At 41.4% G+C, this 19731-nt stretch carries 10 protein-coding genes and 2 pseudogenes; 11 read left to right on the top strand and 1 reads right to left on the bottom strand.

Features of this window, described 5'->3' with window-relative positions:
• The 6 genes and pseudogenes from DXA36_RS29910 to DXA36_RS29885 all read left to right on the top strand — a co-directional run.
• A pseudogene (locus tag DXA36_RS29910) lies at nt 1-433 on the top strand (DNA helicase RecQ); the annotation flags it as partial.
• 283 nt (nt 434-716) lie between these two features.
• Nucleotides 717-6557 (top strand): AAA family ATPase, encoded by a 5841-nt coding sequence (locus DXA36_RS29905; protein WP_118682909.1) that lies wholly within the window; start codon nt 717-719, stop codon nt 6555-6557.
• 399 nt (nt 6558-6956) lie between these two features.
• The gene (locus DXA36_RS29900; protein WP_118682908.1) at nt 6957-7913 is read left to right on the top strand and encodes a CtkA family protein; all 957 of its coding nucleotides are present in this window, start codon (nt 6957-6959) and stop codon (nt 7911-7913) included.
• Between the two features lie 4 nt (nt 7914-7917).
• Nucleotides 7918-8133 carry a hypothetical protein gene (locus DXA36_RS29895; RefSeq protein WP_118682910.1) on the top strand — a complete coding sequence of 72 codons (216 nt, stop codon included), beginning with the start codon at nt 7918-7920 and terminating at the stop codon, nt 8131-8133.
• Between the two features lie 61 nt (nt 8134-8194).
• Nucleotides 8195-9595, top strand: a pseudogene (locus DXA36_RS29890) (RQC domain-containing protein); the annotation flags it as partial.
• Between the two features lie 12 nt (nt 9596-9607).
• Complete coding sequence (locus DXA36_RS29885; RefSeq protein ID WP_118682906.1) at nt 9608-10381, top strand: hypothetical protein; 774 nt, start codon at nt 9608-9610, stop codon at nt 10379-10381.
• A 452-nt stretch (nt 10382-10833) separates the two neighbouring features.
• Here DXA36_RS29885 and DXA36_RS34335 read toward each other — a convergent pair whose 3' ends face one another.
• Nucleotides 10834-11046, bottom strand: a complete 213-nt coding sequence (locus tag DXA36_RS34335) for a transposase (RefSeq protein WP_279221572.1) — start codon at nt 11044-11046, stop codon at nt 10834-10836.
• 185 nt (nt 11047-11231) lie between these two features.
• On the opposite strand from DXA36_RS34335, the gene DXA36_RS29870 reads away from it, so the two are divergent.
• The 5 genes from DXA36_RS29870 to DXA36_RS29850 all read left to right on the top strand — a co-directional run bounded on the left by DXA36_RS29870 (nt 11232) and on the right by DXA36_RS29850 (nt 19662).
• On the top strand, nt 11232-13463 hold the full coding sequence (locus DXA36_RS29870; protein WP_118682905.1) for a glycoside hydrolase family 95 protein: 2232 nt from the start codon (nt 11232-11234) through the stop codon (nt 13461-13463).
• Nucleotides 13451-15781 (top strand): helix-turn-helix domain-containing protein, encoded by a 2331-nt coding sequence (locus tag DXA36_RS29865; RefSeq protein WP_182479323.1) that lies wholly within the window; start codon nt 13451-13453, stop codon nt 15779-15781. The genes DXA36_RS29870 and DXA36_RS29865 overlap by 13 nt, the downstream gene beginning before the upstream one ends.
• A gap of 121 nt (nt 15782-15902) precedes the next feature.
• Nucleotides 15903-16853 (top strand): ABC transporter permease, encoded by a 951-nt coding sequence (locus DXA36_RS29860; protein WP_118682903.1) that lies wholly within the window; start codon nt 15903-15905, stop codon nt 16851-16853.
• A 13-nt stretch (nt 16854-16866) separates the two neighbouring features.
• Complete coding sequence (locus tag DXA36_RS29855) at nt 16867-17757, top strand: carbohydrate ABC transporter permease (protein ID WP_118682902.1); 891 nt, start codon at nt 16867-16869, stop codon at nt 17755-17757.
• 111 nt (nt 17758-17868) lie between these two features.
• Entirely contained in the window at nt 17869-19662 is a 1794-nt protein-coding gene (locus tag DXA36_RS29850) for a hypothetical protein (protein ID WP_118682901.1), read from the top strand.
• The last annotated feature ends 69 nt before the right edge of the window (nt 19663-19731 follow it).

The raw sequence follows: 19731 nt of genomic DNA, 5'->3' as shown, positions 1-19731 counted from the left end.
TGATGTGGTACAGGATTATGAAGGGGATGCGGAGAAGAGCGGGGAAAAGTCTGGTGTGAGGAATTCGTCAGGGAAGAAGAATAAGACGGAATTCGTGATGACGGAGGAGATCGCCGCCCAGCTGCATTATGCGGAAAAGATGTCCCTGAGTGATTTGGTTGGGCAGATGAATGATTTGCGGGATGAGAGCACGACGAAGCGTCTGACAATAAAGGCGGTGGAGCAGATGCTGCTGGAGGAAGGGCTGTTTGAATTGAAATTCGTCAACCGGATGCCGCTGCGGAAGCTAACGGAGTATGGGACGGAGTTTGGGATAGAGGCGGAAACGCGGATTAGTTCGAAGGGGAATGAGTATGAGGTGTTTTATTATACGCAGGAGGCGCAGAGAGGGGTTGTGGAATTGCTGATGACGGCGGAGAAGGGTGGGAAATAAGGAGGATGTGCGGGCCCTTTCGACTGGTTTGGTGACAGTCGGGAGGGCTTTTGTTTGTATTAGATTAGGCATCATCGGCTTATAAATAATAGTTTTGTTTTGTTCATTTTTATATGCTATACTAATAAAAAACAGGGCGATAAATCAGAATTTGTGTAAATTATTGGTAGTGAGTCATCTTGCGATTTATCTTATTATACGGGCATAAGTAAATGTATGACTTAATGACAGGGGAAGAATTAAAAAGTTGATTCACTTAATGTTGATGTGTGGAGGTCATTAAATGCAGAGTGCAATTCATGAAGGATATGAATATCAGGATTATTTTACTGTTTCAATAATCCTACAACTGATGCTTTGCCAGACAGATGCTGAAATAATTATTGATCGTAAGGATTTCAGCGGAGATAAATTTGACGATCTAAAGGTGAAGACGCCTAATGGTACCATAGAATTTCAGATTAAGTATTCTGATGATGAAAGCTCTCATAAACTTACTAAAGATGATTTTGCAAATGGCAATGGACATGATACTGCGTTATGCGATCTTTTCGCTTCTTGGAAAACAAGAAAAGAATCTGAAAATGATACTCAGATAAAGTTATGCCTTGCGTGGAACAGGCCAACTGATGATGATCCGATTACAGAGTTTTTGAAGCCTATTCAAGAACAGACCCTGCCTTTTTCAATTGCTGCATATTCGTTTGATGGAGAGGTGTTTTGGCCAGTAGAAAATCTACCTCCAAAAACGTGGAGAAAGTTTAATTTGGCAATTAAATCAGGGCTTATCGCTAGAGAAGACTTTTTATCTTTTTGTAATGAACTCACAATTATTCTAGAAATGCCTAAGGCAAGTCTTGATTTAAAGAATCCTGGTGGCATAGAAAATGTAATTATTCGGCAAGTTGAGAAATTGGGTGTAGGAATATATCCAAATGATGGTCTCAACGCTGAAGATGTTATTTATAAGCTTGCTACGGAAGTGAAGCACTCCAGAGCTATGGGTAATAGACTTTATACCAATACATTAATGGGACGCCTTGGATTTATAATGGATTATGGGAAATTTGATCAAAGATTTCCAGTGGATTCAGCACATAAGGTTATACTTGACGATGAAATTGAAAGGCTACACGGAACAATTCGTGATTCAAAACGTGTTATTATTACTGGCAATCCTGGATCAGGAAAGTCTTGGCTTGTCGATGAATATATAGATAAACTTGAGAATGATGACAGTAAAGTTATTCATTATAATTGCTTCCAGTCATTGCAGGACACAAATAGTCTTGAGAGAATACGTGTAACTTCCTTATATGGCAATCTGGTTTCACAGATTGTGGAACAATGCCCAGAATTAGTTGAGCATAAGAATACAACTTTTGGTGCTAATAAAGCAGAGCTTGAAAATCTGCTTCGACGCATTGGAGAAGAATTCTATTTAGTAGTGGATGGCCTTGATCACATCTCCAGAGAATATGATCTACATAAAGATCTTATTTCACGTTCAGAAACGGAAATCATTTCGGAACTGTTGGAAATTCATTTTCCTGATAACTGCTATGTCATAATAGCATCGCAGCCAATAGATGCACTGGATAAATTCAAAGCCAATAGCTACTGTGTATTTGAAATTGAGCCATGGGGTATTAAGCAAGCGAAATCCTTAATGGCGACTTTTCAGATTACTGATGATGCTATCAAAGATGACGATGGTTTATCAATAAGTGAATATCTACTTAAGAAATCTCAGGGAAATGCGCTGTACCTCAGTTATATCTTGCGTCAGTTACAAAACTCAAATATAAATAAAGAATTAATTGACGGAATACCCGATTACGATATAAGTCTATCTGAGTATTATTCCTATTTATATAAAAAGGTTCATAACAATCGCACAGTTAATGCACTTTGTGGGGCAGACTTCTATCTTAGTCTAGATGATTTGATGGAGATTACTGGAGATGGAGAATTTGTAGAACGCGATATGTCGGTGCTTCACCCACTATTGATTGAAAATATTCTAAGCGGTGGTTTTTCAATTTATCATGAAAGTTTTCGCCGATTTGTGTTGTCCTCATTAAAGGAGAAAAAGGTTGATTTAGAGAGAAATGTTTATGGTATCCTTGCTGATTGGTTACAGGAGAAACCATTTTTTGAATTTGATAAGTCGTTTTATTATCTTACGGAATTACTGTATAAGATCAAGAGGGATGTTGAAAATACTGCTTTGATTGAGAATGAATTTGTTCTTAAATCAGTCTCAGAGGGGTATTCTCGAAAACGTATAAGAATGAATCTGAATTGCATTATTCGAAGCGCAGGTAGAAGCAGAAATTTAGTTGCGTTGGTAACAGCTGGTGAATTGTTGGCAATGCTCGATGATATGAACGAATTCGAAAGTACTGGTGAAGAATACTTCCAAGCAATATGTGATATAAAAGGTGCTTCTAAACTAAATCAATTGATGCAGATTAATGGAGAACCAACCTTTGATAAGAATACAGGTCGACTGGCATGTTATATTTCTTCGAAAGCTGGTATTACACCTTGGTGGGAACTGTATTTAGATACAGATGCTAAACAGTACAAGATTGAGGAGTTTAAATACTATTTTAGATATCATCTTGATGAACAGGGAGTTAGCATCATTCCTAAGCTCATGGAGATGATAGAAAAAGAAAATGTTTCAATAAGAAATCAATGTATTGAGATTGCGTATGATGAGCTACAGGATTATATAGAATTTGATGAAATTGCTTCAATTGCGGAAGAGCAACAACTGATTCATTGGAAAAGTTATCTTTCATATATTGAAACTGGATATTATCCGAAAAATGATGTTTCTTTTGAGGCTGCAATTGGGAACTGGGAAAAAATCAAAAAACTGAAGATGCCAGGAGAAGAAGATATCAAGATTTTCAAGGAATTATTCTCACAAGTATACCATCTCGCTGATCAGGGGGACAGAAAAGCTGTAGAGGCAGTCTTAGCTGATTGTAAAAATATTAACTGGTTCTATAATTGGATAATTTATTCTATCAAGATGGCAGAATTGTGCACACACACAGCACAAATGGATTCTAAATCCATCTGTGAATCAGCGATTACTAATTTAGAATTATTGCTACAGGATACGGAAGTTTTCAAGGGAGAACCACGTACTTGTGATTTGTATTTTCTTCAGAATGAGTTAACAAGGTCATATGAACGGGCGGTAGAACTGATTAACAAAAATGGGACAGTAGAGGATCTGGAGAAAGCATTAGGTATTCTCGAGCGGCTTGATGATGAAACTGGAACAAGTTTTGATCATAGCATGGGAGGGCCTTTAACTGATGCTGAATTTTTGAGCTTAATATCTCGTTTTCTGACTATTGATAATTATGAAATAGTAAAACCTTATTTATTAAGGACTCAGGAGAAAATAGAAAAAAATGAGGTATATGACTGCATAGCTGCGGCAAAGCTCCGCTTTGTTAGTCTTATTTCAAAGTATAATCAGGTTGAGGCTTTAAAGTATTTTGATTTGTGTACACGTTATCTTGTTGCATATGGATATCACAAAGATATTATTTTGAAGCAGATTATGGATTCTTATAACATATTTTTTGAATCTGTTGCAGGAAATCCAGAAGAGGAACGTGACACAATAACGAAAATGACAATGGCTCTCTGGAATCATACTGATGGAAGAGAAACAAAGCACTTTCTAAACCATTGGTTTGATAAATTGCTCAAGACAGACTCGAGGTATGCACTTACATTTCTGTCTGGGTTACAGATTAAGTATGGAAAAAGTTGGGTTGTGGAAGGTATGTTATGTTCTGCTATAGAAAAGTATTGCAATAATTCTGGCTATTTGGATATTGTAATTGGATTGATTGAGTCGCTTCCAAATGATACAAGCCCAAATATAATTGATGCGGCCACATCTGTATTCAGAACACTAGAACAGATGTACACAGGAACAAACGATGATGAAAGATTACGGATCAAATGCCGTATGAATGAACTTGTTATCAATGTTATTTCAAGATTCAATATACTTGATATGCCTTGGCCAGAAAGTGATTCATGGAAAGATGGAAGTATCAAAGAATTCTTGTTAATAGCCGAGTCAGCAGGTTTTGATGTTTCACAGTATATAGAATATTTCCGTATAAAGAAAGCTGACGATATGGACAATAAAGACGGTAAGAAAACAGTTGATGTTTTTGATGACAATCAAACACATTTTGAAGCCTCAACTCCAGAGGACGCAAAGAAATGGTTTGAAACACATGATTTAATCGAGCGAGATATACAAGATATCTGTGAATTTCTTGAGAATTATCAGAATGATAAAGATACTTTACTTGAGATGCTGAGATTTATGATTACTAAAGCTGATAGATGGAGGTACAGTCAGAAAAGTAAGGATACTGTTCTGCAAATCATTGGGCGGCTAGGACTGAAGGATAAAGAATTGTCAGAAGTTCATATGTTGATGTACCTTTACTCATATGAACGGGGAAGCTCTTTAATTGATAAGGATGAATTTCTCAACAGTATACGACGGAGTTCTGATGTGGCTTGTGACACGTTTTATCGTGAATTACCTGAAGTTATTATTTTACGTTCAGGCAGAATTACAAAAGGTCTTTTGGATGCATTTTTTGCGATTGGATTTGATAAGGATAGTATTATTATGATTTGGAGAAGTGCATTCGATATTATGAAACTTCGTTTTCCGAACCTTGATCAGTATCCTATTGACAATGTTTTGGAAGAAATGGATGAACTGTTAGGACTGCGTAACTGCTTATTAATGCGGTTCATTGATGGAGGAAAGGAATCGTTTTTAGCAGCTTATGCTTATTTGGCGAATGCTGCTGAAGAAGAGAATTATTCAGAATTTACGGAATCGATAGTATTTTGTCTGGAGCATTATGAACAGTATAATCTTGTGACACAAATAGCAATCGCAGATTTAGTAAGATGTTATGGTTATCGTTTGAAGGAATTGAATATAGATCGAATGATAAATGCAATTAATGCTGTTTATCCAACCGGAAATTTGCTTTTGGATGTCATATTTTCGGAATTTACAATATATAAGAGCTTTCTTTTAAAGTGTTCTGATAAACATGCACCTGATTATATGGAACAGGAAGATATTGAGTTTTATTTAGCAGAACAACTATATGATCTGGGGGAAGAAAAGACTCGAGAAGGAGCTGATGAATACGCTAAGAATTCAGTATACCGAGATCCCATTATGCAAGTGGTCAATACCTGTGGCATTAGCTATGTAGAACTCTATGAAGAACTACATGCATCAAGGAAACTGAATGATAAAATACAAGATTTTGTTGGGGTGTCAAGTAAGATTTCTGAAATAAATACTGTGTACAAATCATATGTAATTCAATATGCACTCCATACAATCATTGAAAAAGCTTTTTTGGACAGAAGACCCGAGTTGATTCCACAGAGTTTGCTACTATTGATGCCTGACTATCAGGGAATGTATAGATTATTTAAGTGCCGTGAAATGCAACCAAAGAATCATCTGTATGATAAGAATAATTCGTGTGAGCCTTTTCTCAAAAATAATGAGGATGAATACATTCTAATAGGATGCTCCGAAACAAGAAAACGCATCGATTATCAACAGGTTTCTTTGGTATTTGCATATCAGGGAATAGTAAGAGAGGAAGACGAAGAACATCAGATTCCATTCCAGCAATATTTAGCCACAGCAGTTGAAAAAGGAGAAATCTATATGATTTCAGATAATTCGAAATCGCTGATTGATTTTATTAGAACGCTAGATCGAGAATTAGAAGATGAAGACTATCTGTGGCCTGGAATGTCAGTTTGTAAACTACTTAACGTACATATTGAATTTGATTTTTTACATAGGAGATATATTGCAATCAATAAGGAAAATGATATTGTCTTTATTATGAAAAAATGGTCATCGAGTTATAAAGGTGACAGCGAGTATCCTGGATATGCAATTCCATTATATAGTGGTACTGAGTTGTATATAAAGAAAGAGTATATTGGAACGTTGGAGCAACGATTTGGAACACTGATGATGAAAACCTGTGTGCAATCATATACGCAGACTTATTGATTTATTTAAATAATTGATAACTTATGGTAGGAGGATTTATGGACATAGAAATTCAAATTTATTGGGGGAATTTACATATTGGTTTATAATTTCAGCAAGTATTTCACTAAATAAAAAAGATGAAGACAATCCTTCCTATGCTTATTTGTTCTATTACCAGTGATGGTTACTTCCTTTTTGCTTCTTTGCTGTTTCTGTGTAGAGCACAGATTAGGGAATCAATATATATAAGATTGTGCAAATATATCTTGTCTCGAACAGTCAAAAAGGTGTCTGGATTTACAAATAATGTGGGAATAGAAGAAAAATAGAGATATGTGAAAAAATTTTGATTTAAGTCACTATCTGTAAAGGTATATATGAGCATATAAAATTTCAAAAAAGATTGAGGTGATTTTTATGGAACTAATTAATTTTGATGAATATAGTCAGAATGATAGAATGTATGGAGGTACAGCTGGAAGAAAAATCGGAATATTCTATCAGGGAAGTAATTATATAGTAAAATATCCTGGAAACTTAAAAGAACAAAAAATGAAAAATATAGTTATGAGTTATTCTAACAGTCCTGTATGTGAATACATCGGCTCACAAATATATAGTATGCTGGGAATACCATCTCATGATACAATTTTGGGCATAAGGAATAACAAAGTAGTAGTTGCATGTAAAGATTTTTTGGCTGAAGGGGAAAAGCTTTATGAATTTGATAAAATAAAGGTTACGTTTGAACCCCGTTTTTTTGATTCTAATGGTAACGAGACAAATGGGAATGGAGTTGATTTGTATGAGATAATTATGACTATCAGAGAACATCCTTTCTTTAAAGACATGGTTAATATAGAACGACATTTTTGGGATATGTTTATTATTGACGCATTCATCGGGAATACTGACAGAAATAACAGTAACTGGGGTATTATTATATCAGAAGATGGTATGAAGAGAATTGCGCCTGTTTATGATAATGGAAATTGTTTGAATTGTAAATGGGATGATGAAAAAATGCAGTTAATATTGGAAAATGAAAAATTGCTTGAAACAGAGGCATATAAAGGAAGAAGATGTATTTTTGAAATGGAAGGGAAGAAAATTAATCCCTATTATTTTATCGAAAAGCAGCAGTATTCAGAGTGTATGGAGTCAGTAAAAAGACTGGTTCCTGCTATAGCACTTAGCATGAATAAAATACAGGATATGATCTGCGAAATACCAGTTATATCAGATATCCAGAAAAGATATTATCAGACGATTATAAGAACAAGATATGAAAAGATTCTTTGTCCTGCCTTTGAAAAATTATGTAACAGGGGATATGATTATCATGAAGATAGTTATTTAGATGAGGAACGGTGAAATTATGTATATTGATGAAACCATTGTATTAGATAAGAGTTTACCGACAGAATTATTGAGGGATTTTGAAGAACTGAGAAAATTTTATGAATCCGGAGATTGGCTGAATTTTGATCTTCTTTTCGAAGTAGTTGAGGCAAGTGCTAAATCGTATTATTTAAGTGGCAGAATTAGTAAACAAGATTTAGATAAAATTTTTAGGAAGTATGGGATTGCTTAGAGTTCCTATTTATTGATAGGTTATCAAAAAAACAAATTAAATTACTGTCATTAACTTGACACAAGCCGGCAGGGCCGGCAGAGACGGGGAACCGTCGGAATGTATTCTGCTGTACGGCGGGCAGGACGTGGTGACGAACCAGTTCTTTATCGACCATAACCAGGACAACCAGGAGATGGATGCGCTCACCAGGGATTTGGTGACGGAGAGGGACCGGGACCGGCTGCGTAAGATGACCTTCTACTGCTTTACGAATGAATGCCTGCGGGATTATATTCTCCGGTATTTTGGGGAGTACGGATCGAATTACTGCGGGAATTGTGCGAACTGCCTGAGCCAGTTTGAGGAAGTGGATGTGACGGAGATTGCACGGGCTTTGATCGGATGTGTGCTGGCCTGCAGGCAGAGGTATGGGACGAATGTGATCATCGATACGGTGCATGGGGCGAATACGGCGAAAATCAGACAGTACCGGATGGATGAGAATCCGCATTACGGAGAACTGTCCGGGGCGCCGGTTTATAAGCTGCGGCAGGTGATGAATTATCTGATGCTGCATGAATATCTGGCCGTTACCAATGATGAATATGCCATTGTGAAGCTGACTGGGAAGTCGAAGCTCATCCTGGAAGAGGATGAGACGGTGACCATGAAGATGGCGAAGGAACAGGAGCATCCGGCTAAGACGGCAGGAGAAAAGAAAGGGAAGAAGAGCAGGGGAGCGGCGGCCTTTGAACTGGAGGAAGAGGATGAGAAGCTGTTTGAGATTCTGCGTGGCCTGCGGGCAGAACTGGTGAAAAAGGAAGGGGTGCCTCCTTATATTGTGTTCTCGGATAAATCGCTGGTACATATGTGTGTGATACGGCCTGTGGATAAGAATGAGATGCTTTCGCTGTCCGGGGTGGGTGAGTTTAAATATGAGAAATATGGGGAAACGTTCCTGCAGAAGGTGATCGAATTTAATAAAGAGCATGGAAAGACGGATGCTCCGGACAGTCTGGGAGCGGTGGAGTTTTCCAGTCTGGATTATGATGTGGTACAGGATTATGAAGGGGATGCGGAGAAGAGCGGGGAAAAGTCTGTTGTGAGGAGTTCGACGGGGAAGAAGAATAAGACGGATTTTGTGATGACGGAGGAGATCGCTGACCAGCTGCATTATGCGGAAAAGATGTCCCTGAGTGATTTGGTTGGGCAGATGAATGATTTGCGGGATGAGAGCACGACGAAGCGTCTGACAATAAAGGCGGTGGAGCAGATGCTGCTGGAGGAAGGGCTGTTTGAATTGAAATTCGTCAACCGGATGCCGCTGCGGAAGATAACGGAATATGGGACGGAGTTTGGGATAGAAGCGGAAACACGGATTAGTTCGAAGGGGAATGAGTATGAGGTGTTTTATTATACGCAGGAGGCGCAGAGAGGGATTGTGGAGCTGCTGATGATGGCGGAGGATAGCGGGAAATGAAGGGGGAAAAGCATGACTCAGATTATTTTTGTAGAGGGTATTTCCGGCGTGGGCAAGTCAACAATGGTGCGGATGCTGTCCGACAAACTATGTGAAAAAGGGTATACGGTTAAATCTTATTTAGAATTTGACTATACAAATCCCATAGATTTTTACTGCACCGCTTATGTTCCCAAAGATACATATAAAGAGTTATGTGCGAAGTATTCAAGCTGCAAAACCGTATTACAGAGTAATTCGATCATGACAAGTGAAGCAGTTTTGCTTCGTTATTATGATTCGGATACACCGCTGTTTCAAGAGCCATTATTGTCTGAATTGAAAGAAATGGAATTTTGCTATAATCCGGTTCGGTTAGTACCCCTTGATGAATACACAGCAATATATAAGAGTGTTTGGGAAGATTTTATTGCGGACATAGATACGGAAATCGATTATTACATTTTTGATGGCTCGCTTATGCACCATCCGATAAATGACATGATGAAAAACTATAATGTGTCTTTTGAAAGAGCGGCTTGCCATGTAGATATTTTGTTAGGGACTTTGAAAGGATTAAATTGGCATGTATTTTATTTGTATTCAGACAATATAGAGTCACAGTTAAGATGTGCCCACACCAATAGAAAACAAAGAACGCCGACAGAAAAAGAGATAGCATTTTGGAATGCACGATATGAGAAAGATCAATATGTTTTAAAAAAAGGTGTTTTGCATTATCATATTTTTAATATTTCCAATAATGGATGGAATTGCGTAAGAGAGCAGATACTGTCCTTGTTGTAACAACGTCCGTTTTATCGGAGGAGTTGAACTATGTAACAAATGGGAAGGTATGGATGCAAAATAGTAAAGACAAGTCATATGTAAATATGCCTCAAAACAATCCTCAGCTCCGATTGGTGTTTCAACATATCGGTTAAGCAATTCGCTTCCTGAAAATATGAAAGATTTATTACCTGAACCTGAAGAAATTATTAAATGTTTAAAATTTTTAGAATAGTAAGAACGTAGGTTATAGATAACATATCTGGCCAGAATATCTGCTCTTCTCTACGGTTGTACTCATTTGTATTATTAAAAAAGTGTCTTATCACTTTATATAAGCTGTTTGGCATTACATGGAAAACGGATATTCATTCTATGGAAACAGACGATTTTAAGGATTGGTATGACTTGATATTGAGTAAGGTGAAAGCAGAGGAAAAAGACAGCTCTACTCTGACCTGGCTATGCTGCTATATGATATGGCCAAGCGGACTCAGTACTTTAATATTCTTACTTCCCATAAAAAGCCTGGCCATCGCTTTTCCCGGCCGGAAAAAACCATCCTTTTTCTGATGCCGGTTGTGGTCTGCATCCAGCCTGCCACAGGTTGATAACGCATGGATATGCGGATGATACGAAAGATTAGAGCCCCACATATGCATGATGCAGATAAATCCTGGCATACGGTGTAAATTCTGTATATATGAGAATAAATCAATTTTATATAAGAATAAATCATTGATTCCTTCCAGGGCTTGTGGAAAAATGAAATAAAAGCATCAAATAGGAGAACGAAATGACAGGCAGAATCCCTGTCTGATTCACAAAATAGGACAGCCAATTTGAAATGGGGAGATAAGGAGTAACTATGAAATTATGGTATGACAAACCGGCGCGTTTCTGGCATGAGGCCCTGCCTATCGGCAACGGCAGAATAGGCGGCATGGTGCACGGCGGTATCACAAGAGAGTTGATTCAGTTAAATGAGGACAGCGTCTGGAGCGGGAAGCATCTGAACCGCATCAACCCGGATGCAAAGGAGAATCTTCCCGTGATTCGAAAGCTGATTCGGGAAGGCCGGGTGGAAGAGGCGCAGCGGCTCGCCATGTATGCGCTCTCAGGTGTGCCCAATTCCCAGCGTTCTTATCAGACGGCGGGCGAATGCTGTCTGCAGATGCACCATGGGGATGAGGTGCAGGATTATAGAAGAGAGCTGGAGCTTGCAGAGGGGATTTCCCGGGTAGCTTATACGGTGCAGGGCGTGCGTTATATACGGGAAAGCTATGTATCCTATCCGGAGAACTGTATGGTGATGGTGCTGAGGACGGAAGACGGAACCGCTTTTTCCTTTGATTGTCTCCTGGGACGCTGTCATAATGCCACAGATGAAGTGGAAAAGGTGGATGAGCATACGGTTTGCTTTACCGTGGACGGCGGGCAGGAGGGGATATCCTTTGCTGCGGCGCTTTGCGCGAAGGCAGTGGGCGGTTTTGTGCGTGTCATCGGCGAACATCTGCTTGTGAGGGACGTGCGGGAGGCATATCTCTATCTGGATATTGAGACGAGCTTCCGGGAAGCGGATTATCGGAAAGTCTGTCTGGACAGAATCAGAGCGGCGGCTGTGAAGGAAGAAGCGGATATCCGCGCCGTACATAAGGAAGATTTCGGATCTGTTTTCAACAGGCTTGCCCTTTCCTTTGAACTGACGGATGCAGGCCTTGAGCAGATCCCAACAGACGAGCGTCTGCGCAGAGTGCAGGCAGGCGAGAGGGATATGGGGCTGATGGAGCTGTATTTCCAGTATGGCCGATACCTTCTGATGTCTTCGAGCAGGAAGGGAAGCCTTCCCGCTAATCTGCAGGGTATCTGGAATGACAAGCTCTATCCTGTGTGGGAGAGTAAGTTCACCATCAATATCAATACAGAGATGAATTACTGGATTGCAGGAAGCGGGAACTTAAGCGAATGCCAGCTCCCCCTCTTTGATTTGCTTGAGCGGGTGAAGGAGAACGGCAAGGAGACGGCGCAGAAGATGTATGGGTGCAGAGGAAGCGTTGCCCATCACAATACGGATTTGTACGGGGATACGGCGCCCCAGGATCACTGCATCACTTCCACTTTCTGGGTGATGGGAGAGGCCTGGCTTGCCACCCATATCTGGGAGCATTATCTGTATACGGGTGATGCGGCGTTCCTGCGTGAACATTTTGATGTGTTGGAGCAGTGCGTGACTTTCTTCTATGATTTCCTGATAGAGGACGAAGAGGGGAATCTGGTGACTTCCCCGTCCATGTCGCCGGAGAATACTTATGAAAGGGCGGATGGAACGTACGGCGTGCTCTGTGAGAGCGCAGTGATGGATACAGAGATTTTAATGGAGCTTTTCTCCTGCTATATCAATGCCTGCAGAGTGCTTGCGCTTGACGAAGAGAAGGTCAGGAAAGCGGCCTGCGTGATGGAGCGCTTCCCAAAGCTGAAAATCGGCAGATACGGACAACTTATGGAGTGGATGGAGGATTATGCAGAACCGGAACCGGGACATCGGCATATTTCCCATGTATATGGCGTGTATCCGGGAAGTTCCATTTCTTATGAGAAGACAGGTGAACTGATGGATGCGGCGAGAGTGACGCTTGAGAGGCGTCTGGCAAACGGCGGCGGTCATACCGGCTGGTCGCGGGCATGGATCATCGGCTTATGGGCGCATTTCAGAGAAGGAAGGAAAGCGTACGAGAACCTGCAGGCGATCCTTACCATGGGCACTTATCCCAATCTGATGGACAATCATCCGCTTGGCGAGCATGATTATGTATTCCAGATAGACGGTAATCTAGGTGCATCGGCGGCTGTCCTTGAGATGCTTGCCTACAGCAGACCGGACAGACTGGAACTTCTGCCGGCGGTGACGGCTGAGACGGCGGGCGGACGATTGAGAGGTATGGGACTTCGAAGCGGCGGAACTCTGGATATGGAGTGGAAAGACGGAAAGGTGCTGTGGTACCGTATCGTGCCCGGACGGGATACGGAACTGGTAATATGTGTAAATGGAAAAACGGAAGAAGTGAAGCTGCAGGACGGTGTGGAATATTGCGGAAAATAAAACAGGATAAAATATTTTGGTACTACCTGCTGACTTATCTTGCGGTACTGTTTATTCCTATGCTGATCTGCTGTTTCTATTATATTTATATGCTGTCCCTGATTGCAGAGGATGATATCAGGGCAAAAGAGAGCGAGCTTTCCCATGCCGTGGTGCTTGTGGACAATGTGCTGGACGAGTTCGAGTATCTGGGAGACTCTATCGCTGCTAATTCTTACGTGAATGGATTCAGCAGGAGAACGAATGTATTCGACTATCCCAATACCTATCGGGTGTATGAACTGCGGGATTCCCTGCCGGATTTGTACCAGATGAATCAGTCTATTTTTTCATATTTCATCTTTTTTGACCAGAGTGAAATGGTTATAAGTAAAAATGCGGTGTATACTTATGAAGAATTTTATAACCTGTATATGCATGCGGACAAATATGCAGGCTTTGAAGATTGGTATACGCATATGAAAGAGGAGAAAGCTCTCTATGGGCTTTCTCCTATAGAAAGGTATTACTATACAAAAGATGAAAAGGATGTATATTTGAAGCTTTGCTATTATGAGAGACCGCTTATGTCGACGAGTGCAGAATCCAGCAGCAGGATTCAGATATATATGGAAGAGTCCGCGCTGGAAGAAATGCTGCCTGTGCCTGTGGAAGGCGGGATTCGCTTTATGGTGGATATGAACGGGCAGCTGCTTTATTTCCGGCAGGATATCTCAGAGGAGCCATGGCAGCAGGAGAGAATCCTGGAACTGAGGCAGCAGATACAGGAAGAAAAGAAGGGAGATCGACTGAAAATCCGATTTGGCGGAGAAGAATATGAGGTTGTAAAGTATGATTCCAGCCGTTCCGGACTTACATATTATGAATTGCTGCCGCAGGATGTGGTAATGAAAAGAGTACTTTCCACCTTGTTGGTATCCGGTGTATTTATTCTGGCAGGAGCAGTGACAGGCATACTGCTCAGCTATTATATGTCAATGCGAAGCGTTACTCCGATCAATGATATCCTGCGCCAGGTATCCAGGAGTACGGAACATTTTGAGGGACATCAGTCGGTATTTTCCAGTTTAAAGACGACGTTTAATTACCTTGCGGCTACGAATACCAAACTTGCGGGTGCGATTGAGAGCCAGCGCCCTTATCTGCGGAATGCATTTATGAACCGTCTTATTTATGGAGATTTCAAGGTGGATGGAGAAGCGGAGAAAATTGCGGAGCACGTGGGTTTTGAATGGAGAGACAGGGTGTTCGGTGTTGTTTTGTTCCGATTTCATCTGTTTCCCGGGGATGTAAGGGAAGAAGATATGAAATTAATGTGCTCCTGCATCCTGTCCCTGATGGAAGTGATCGAAAAGGAGGTTCCGGACAGTCTGTATACCAGTTTGGGTGAAGAACAAGTGGTACTGCTTCTGGGCATTGCGAAAGAACGGGAAAGTTTGTTCCAAGAGGAAGTGGAAGAGATTATCCTGCGTATCAGGGAGAATATCTCATTCAGCATTGCAGAGAAACTTTTTGCCTATGGCGGCAACCGGGCAGAGAAGCTGGAGCAGGTTTATGAATCCTATCAGAACGCATCCTATATGGTTTTTGATGAAAATGACCAGATTGAGAATCCGATTATCTGGTATCGTGAGACTGCTGTGGATGTGCTGAAGTATCCGCCGCAGGATTTACAGGTGAGGCTGGGACATTTTGTGATGGCGGGAGACGGCAGGGGTCTGCATGACGCGCTGGAAGAGATTATGAAGAAATATATCATAGAAAACAATCTTCCCGTGTATCTGCAGCAGATGTTGCTGAGTGAACTGCAGTCTGTGCTTTTTCGTATCATAGGGCGTATGGGGATGGGGGAAGATGATTACAGGAACTATTATGCGAAGCTGGAGGAGAACCACAATGCGCCCTTGATTACACAGTTTATAGGTACCCTGAATCTTTACAGACAGGTATGCGAATATGTGGACAGCCAGAAGCATTGGGGCATGTTTGATATGAATTCCTCTGCGGTGACGGCATATATTGATACTCATTTCGGAAATCCGGAATTATGTCTGGCTTCCGTGGCAGCGCATTTCAAATTAAGTGAAGGGTATTTGTCCCAAATGTTCAAGAAAACTTACGGAACGAATTTCTCCACATATGTGGAAACGGTTCGGGTGGACAAGGCGAAAGATTTTTTGATGAATACCAATTTGTCTGTCAGTGAGATTTCGGAATTGGTGGGTTACCTTGCACAAAATACTTTTGGCAGAGCCTTCAAGAGAGTGACGGGGCTCAGCCCTTCGGAATATAGAAAAAAGAAGCGTGTATCTACTTGAGAAAGCCCGTATTTACGGGCTTTCTTAATTTTTGCATGGTAGTACAGGGAGAATTGTAGAATGATTTTTTGAAGAAAAGGTGATAATTTGATTTCAGCAAAACAAGAAAAGGAGGTACGAATTGAAAACGAAAGTAAAGACTCGGCAGCCTGGAAAGCGCGGAACCTTTGGCCATTACTTTAAAGCTCATTGGCAGTTGTATATGATGGTTGCTTTCCCGGTGATTATGTTGGCAGTGTTCTCCTATGCACCCATGTACGGTATTCTGCTGGCATTCAAAAATTATCGGATTGTGGACGGCATCTGGGGAAGTCCCTGGGCGGCACATTTCGGATTGGACAATTTCATACGGTTTTTTAATAACTATAATTTTATGGAGAGTTTGAGAAATACTTTGGTGATTTCTCTCTACACTCTGGTCGTGAATACTCCCTGCGCCATCATTCTGGCTTTAGCGTTAAATTATGTCAGGAAGGTGAAGTTTAAGAAGTTTGTACAGATGGTAACATATTTGCCATATTTTATATCTACCATTGTATTTGTGGGGATTTTGAATGCGGTATTCGATACCCGTGTAGGAGCTGTCGGAAGTTTCTTTTATGAAAATATGGGGATGAATATTCTCGGTACACCGGAGCTTTTTTCTTCTGTATATGTATGGAGCGGTGTGTGGCAGACGGTCGGTTACGGTTCCATCATTTATATCGCTGCGCTTGCAGGTGTGGATATGGAGCAGCATGAAGCGGCGATTATTGACGGCGCGACCCTGCTTCAGAGAATCCGTTATGTGGATTTGCCCGCGATTATGCCCACGGCAGTGATTATGCTGATTCTGGAGATCGGACGAATGCTGAACATGGGTTATGAGAAGATTCTTGCGATGCAGAATCAGAACAATCTCTCTGTTTCGGAGGTTATCCCGACCTATGCGTTTAAGGTGTCTTTGGTATCCTCCTTCCCGGATTATTCCTATGCCACAGCTATCGGTTTGTTCCAGTCAATGGTCGGATTGATACTCATCCTTCTGTCCAATAAGATTGCGAAGAAGCTGACCGGCGACGGATTCATTTAAGGAGGCAGGGAAAATGAAAAACAAGAAGATTACACAGGATAAGGTAGTTTATTTTGTTAATTACATATTACTGGCCTTATTTTCGATTGCTGTACTGTATCCGTTGATTTACGTAGTCAGCTGTTCCTTCAGTTCCGGAGAAGCGCTGATGTCAGGACGAGTGAAATTTTTGCCGGTAGAACCGACTTTGCTCAGCTATAAGACGGTATTCCAATATGATGCTATTTGGACAGGTTATTTGAATTCCATTGTATATACTTTTGTGGGAACTATTATCAGTATCGTACTTACGCTTTTTGCGGCATATCCGCTTTCCAGAAATGATTTTCGCGGCGGCAGTATACTGATGAAGCTGTTTCTGTTTACCATGATGTTCAATGGCGGTCTGGTCCCTACTTATTTGTTGGTCCGCAATCTTGGCATGGTCGATACGATCTGGGCGGTAGTGCTGCCTACGGCAGTGAATGCTTACAATATCATAGTGGCGAGAACCTTCTTCCATCAGACGATTTCCAAAGAACTGCAGGAGGCGGCGGAGCTGGACGGATGTTCTGATTTCAAGTTTTTTACAAAGATTGCTATTCCGTTGTCCATGCCCATTATTGCAGTGCTTTGTCTGTGGGTAGCGGTTGCGCTTTGGAACGGATACTTCAATCCCTTGATTTATATCAACTCCCAGGAGAAATATCCGCTGCAGCTGGTTCTTCGAAGAATCCTGCTGATGTCCCAGGTGGATTTCGGTAATTCCGCAGTTGATCCGAAGGTGGTAATGGAAAATCAGTTCTTAAGCCAGATGTTAAGATACGGAACGATTATCATCAGCAGTCTGCCTTTGATGATTATCTATCCTTTTGTACAGAAGTATTTTGTAAAGGGTGTCATGATTGGTTCTGTAAAGGGTTAATAGGATGGATTTTTGCAGAGTAACTGTGAGGGTACGGAACAGGTACATGTGATTTTATATATCAATCGGGGAGACCCGTTGTTTATAAAAATTTTTTAAGGAGGAAAAAATATGAAAAAGAAAACATTATGGGGGAAGAAACTGCTATCATCAGCAGCCGTACTGGCGCTCGGCGTTTCTCTCCTGGCAGGCTGCGGCAGCACGGATACTCCGGCAGCAGGTGCGGGAGGGACAACGGATAGCGGAAAAGCTGCAAACGGCGATGCCTTCGCATTTGAAAGCGTAAGCGATGTTACCTTCCCTCTGGAAGAGAAGCTGACAATTGACGTATTCGTTTATGCATCCCTGACTGGCGGCGGAACCTATCAGAACAATTACGTAACCGACTGGATTGAGGAAAAGACCAACATTCATCTGAATTTCGTATATGATGTAGACGGCGATGATGCGAAGACGAAGCTGAATCTTGTAATGACTGACCCTAAAAATCTGCCGGATCTGTTTCTGGCAACCGGTTGGACCAAGACCGAGCTTCAGGACTACGGTAAGCAGGGATTAATCATTCCTATGAACGACCTGCTGGAAGACGCTCCCAACTGGAACGCAATGAATGAAGAAAGCCCCATGAGAAGGGCAGACCTCGTTATGTCAGATGGTAATATTTATACTTACGGCGATAACAATGAGTGTTTCCATTGCCGTTATCAGAACAGAATGTACATTTATATGCCTTGGGTAGAAGCATTGAACGACGGCCATATTCCTGAGACTACGGATGAACTGTATGAGTACCTGAAGAAGGTGAAAAACGAAGATCCCAACGGCAACGGCCTTGCGGATGAAGTTCCCATGAGCGGTTTCATTGGCGGCTGGTCTTCTGATCCTACAGTATGGATGATTAACTCTTTCATACAGTGCAATAACCCTCTGAGCAATACCAATCCTACTGTCGCTGCAGGTCTTGTAGTAAACGATGGTAAGATTGAGTATTCTGTAATGAAGGATGAGTACAGAGAAGCGCTTCGTTACATCAATAAGCTGTATTCCGAAGGACTTCTGGATCCTCAGACCTTTACACAGGACAATACACAGTTCGCTGCAACACTGAAGAACGAGACGCCTCTGGTAGCAGTTTACCCTGCAGGCGGCCCTCAGACCGATGATGAGTTTTGGGCAAATAAGGATGGTGAGTGGCAGAACTGGGAAGTATTCGCACCTGTAGAAGGCCCTGAAGGTGTAAGACTTTGTGCAAAGAATCTTGATAACTACTTTGGTATGGGGATCGGAAGTATTTCCTCTACCTGTGAATATCCTGTAATCGTAACCGCACTTCTGGACTTCCTTGCAAGTGCAGAAGCCAACAATGTACAGTCCTATGGTCCGGAAGGCCTTGGCTGGAACTTTACCAATGAAGGAACCTCCCTTGCAGGCGGAACTCCTACTGTTGAGAAGCTGATTATTCCTGAAGACTATGACTGGCTTGGAAATGGCTATGCAAAGGATTACTCCGGCGAAAACGGCAAGCATTATCGTTGGGCAGCTGACGCATCCGTAAGATGGTCCTCTGCAAGAGCACGCGGCGAACTGATGATTCCGGATCCTGATCATGATACCGAGTTCTATCTGCAGAAGGCAGGCGAGCTGTATCAGCCCTACGAGCCTGCACTGGAGACCCTGGTTCCCAACCTGGTATTCGAAGGCCCTGACGCGCAGATTATCAGTGAAGCAACCCTGCAGATCGGCGGTTATGTAAATCAGGCTCTGGTACAGTTTATCACTGGCGATCTTGATATTGAGACCCAGTGGGAAGAGTATCTGACAACTCTGGAGAAGATGAATGTGCAGCAGTACATCGATACCTATCAGAAGTATTATGATGCTTATATGGCAAATGCAGCAAAATAAAAATGAAATAAGAAAGTTCATTTTGGAAATGAGGGTGTCCTCCGGACTCCCTCATTTTTTATAAAAAGA

This window comes from Eisenbergiella sp. OF01-20, from assembly GCF_003478085.1.
Taxonomy (GTDB): Bacteria; Bacillota; Clostridia; order Lachnospirales; family Lachnospiraceae; genus Eisenbergiella.
The sequence above is the reverse complement of the archived record's forward strand: the minus strand, read 5'-3'. Positions and strand labels throughout refer to the sequence as shown.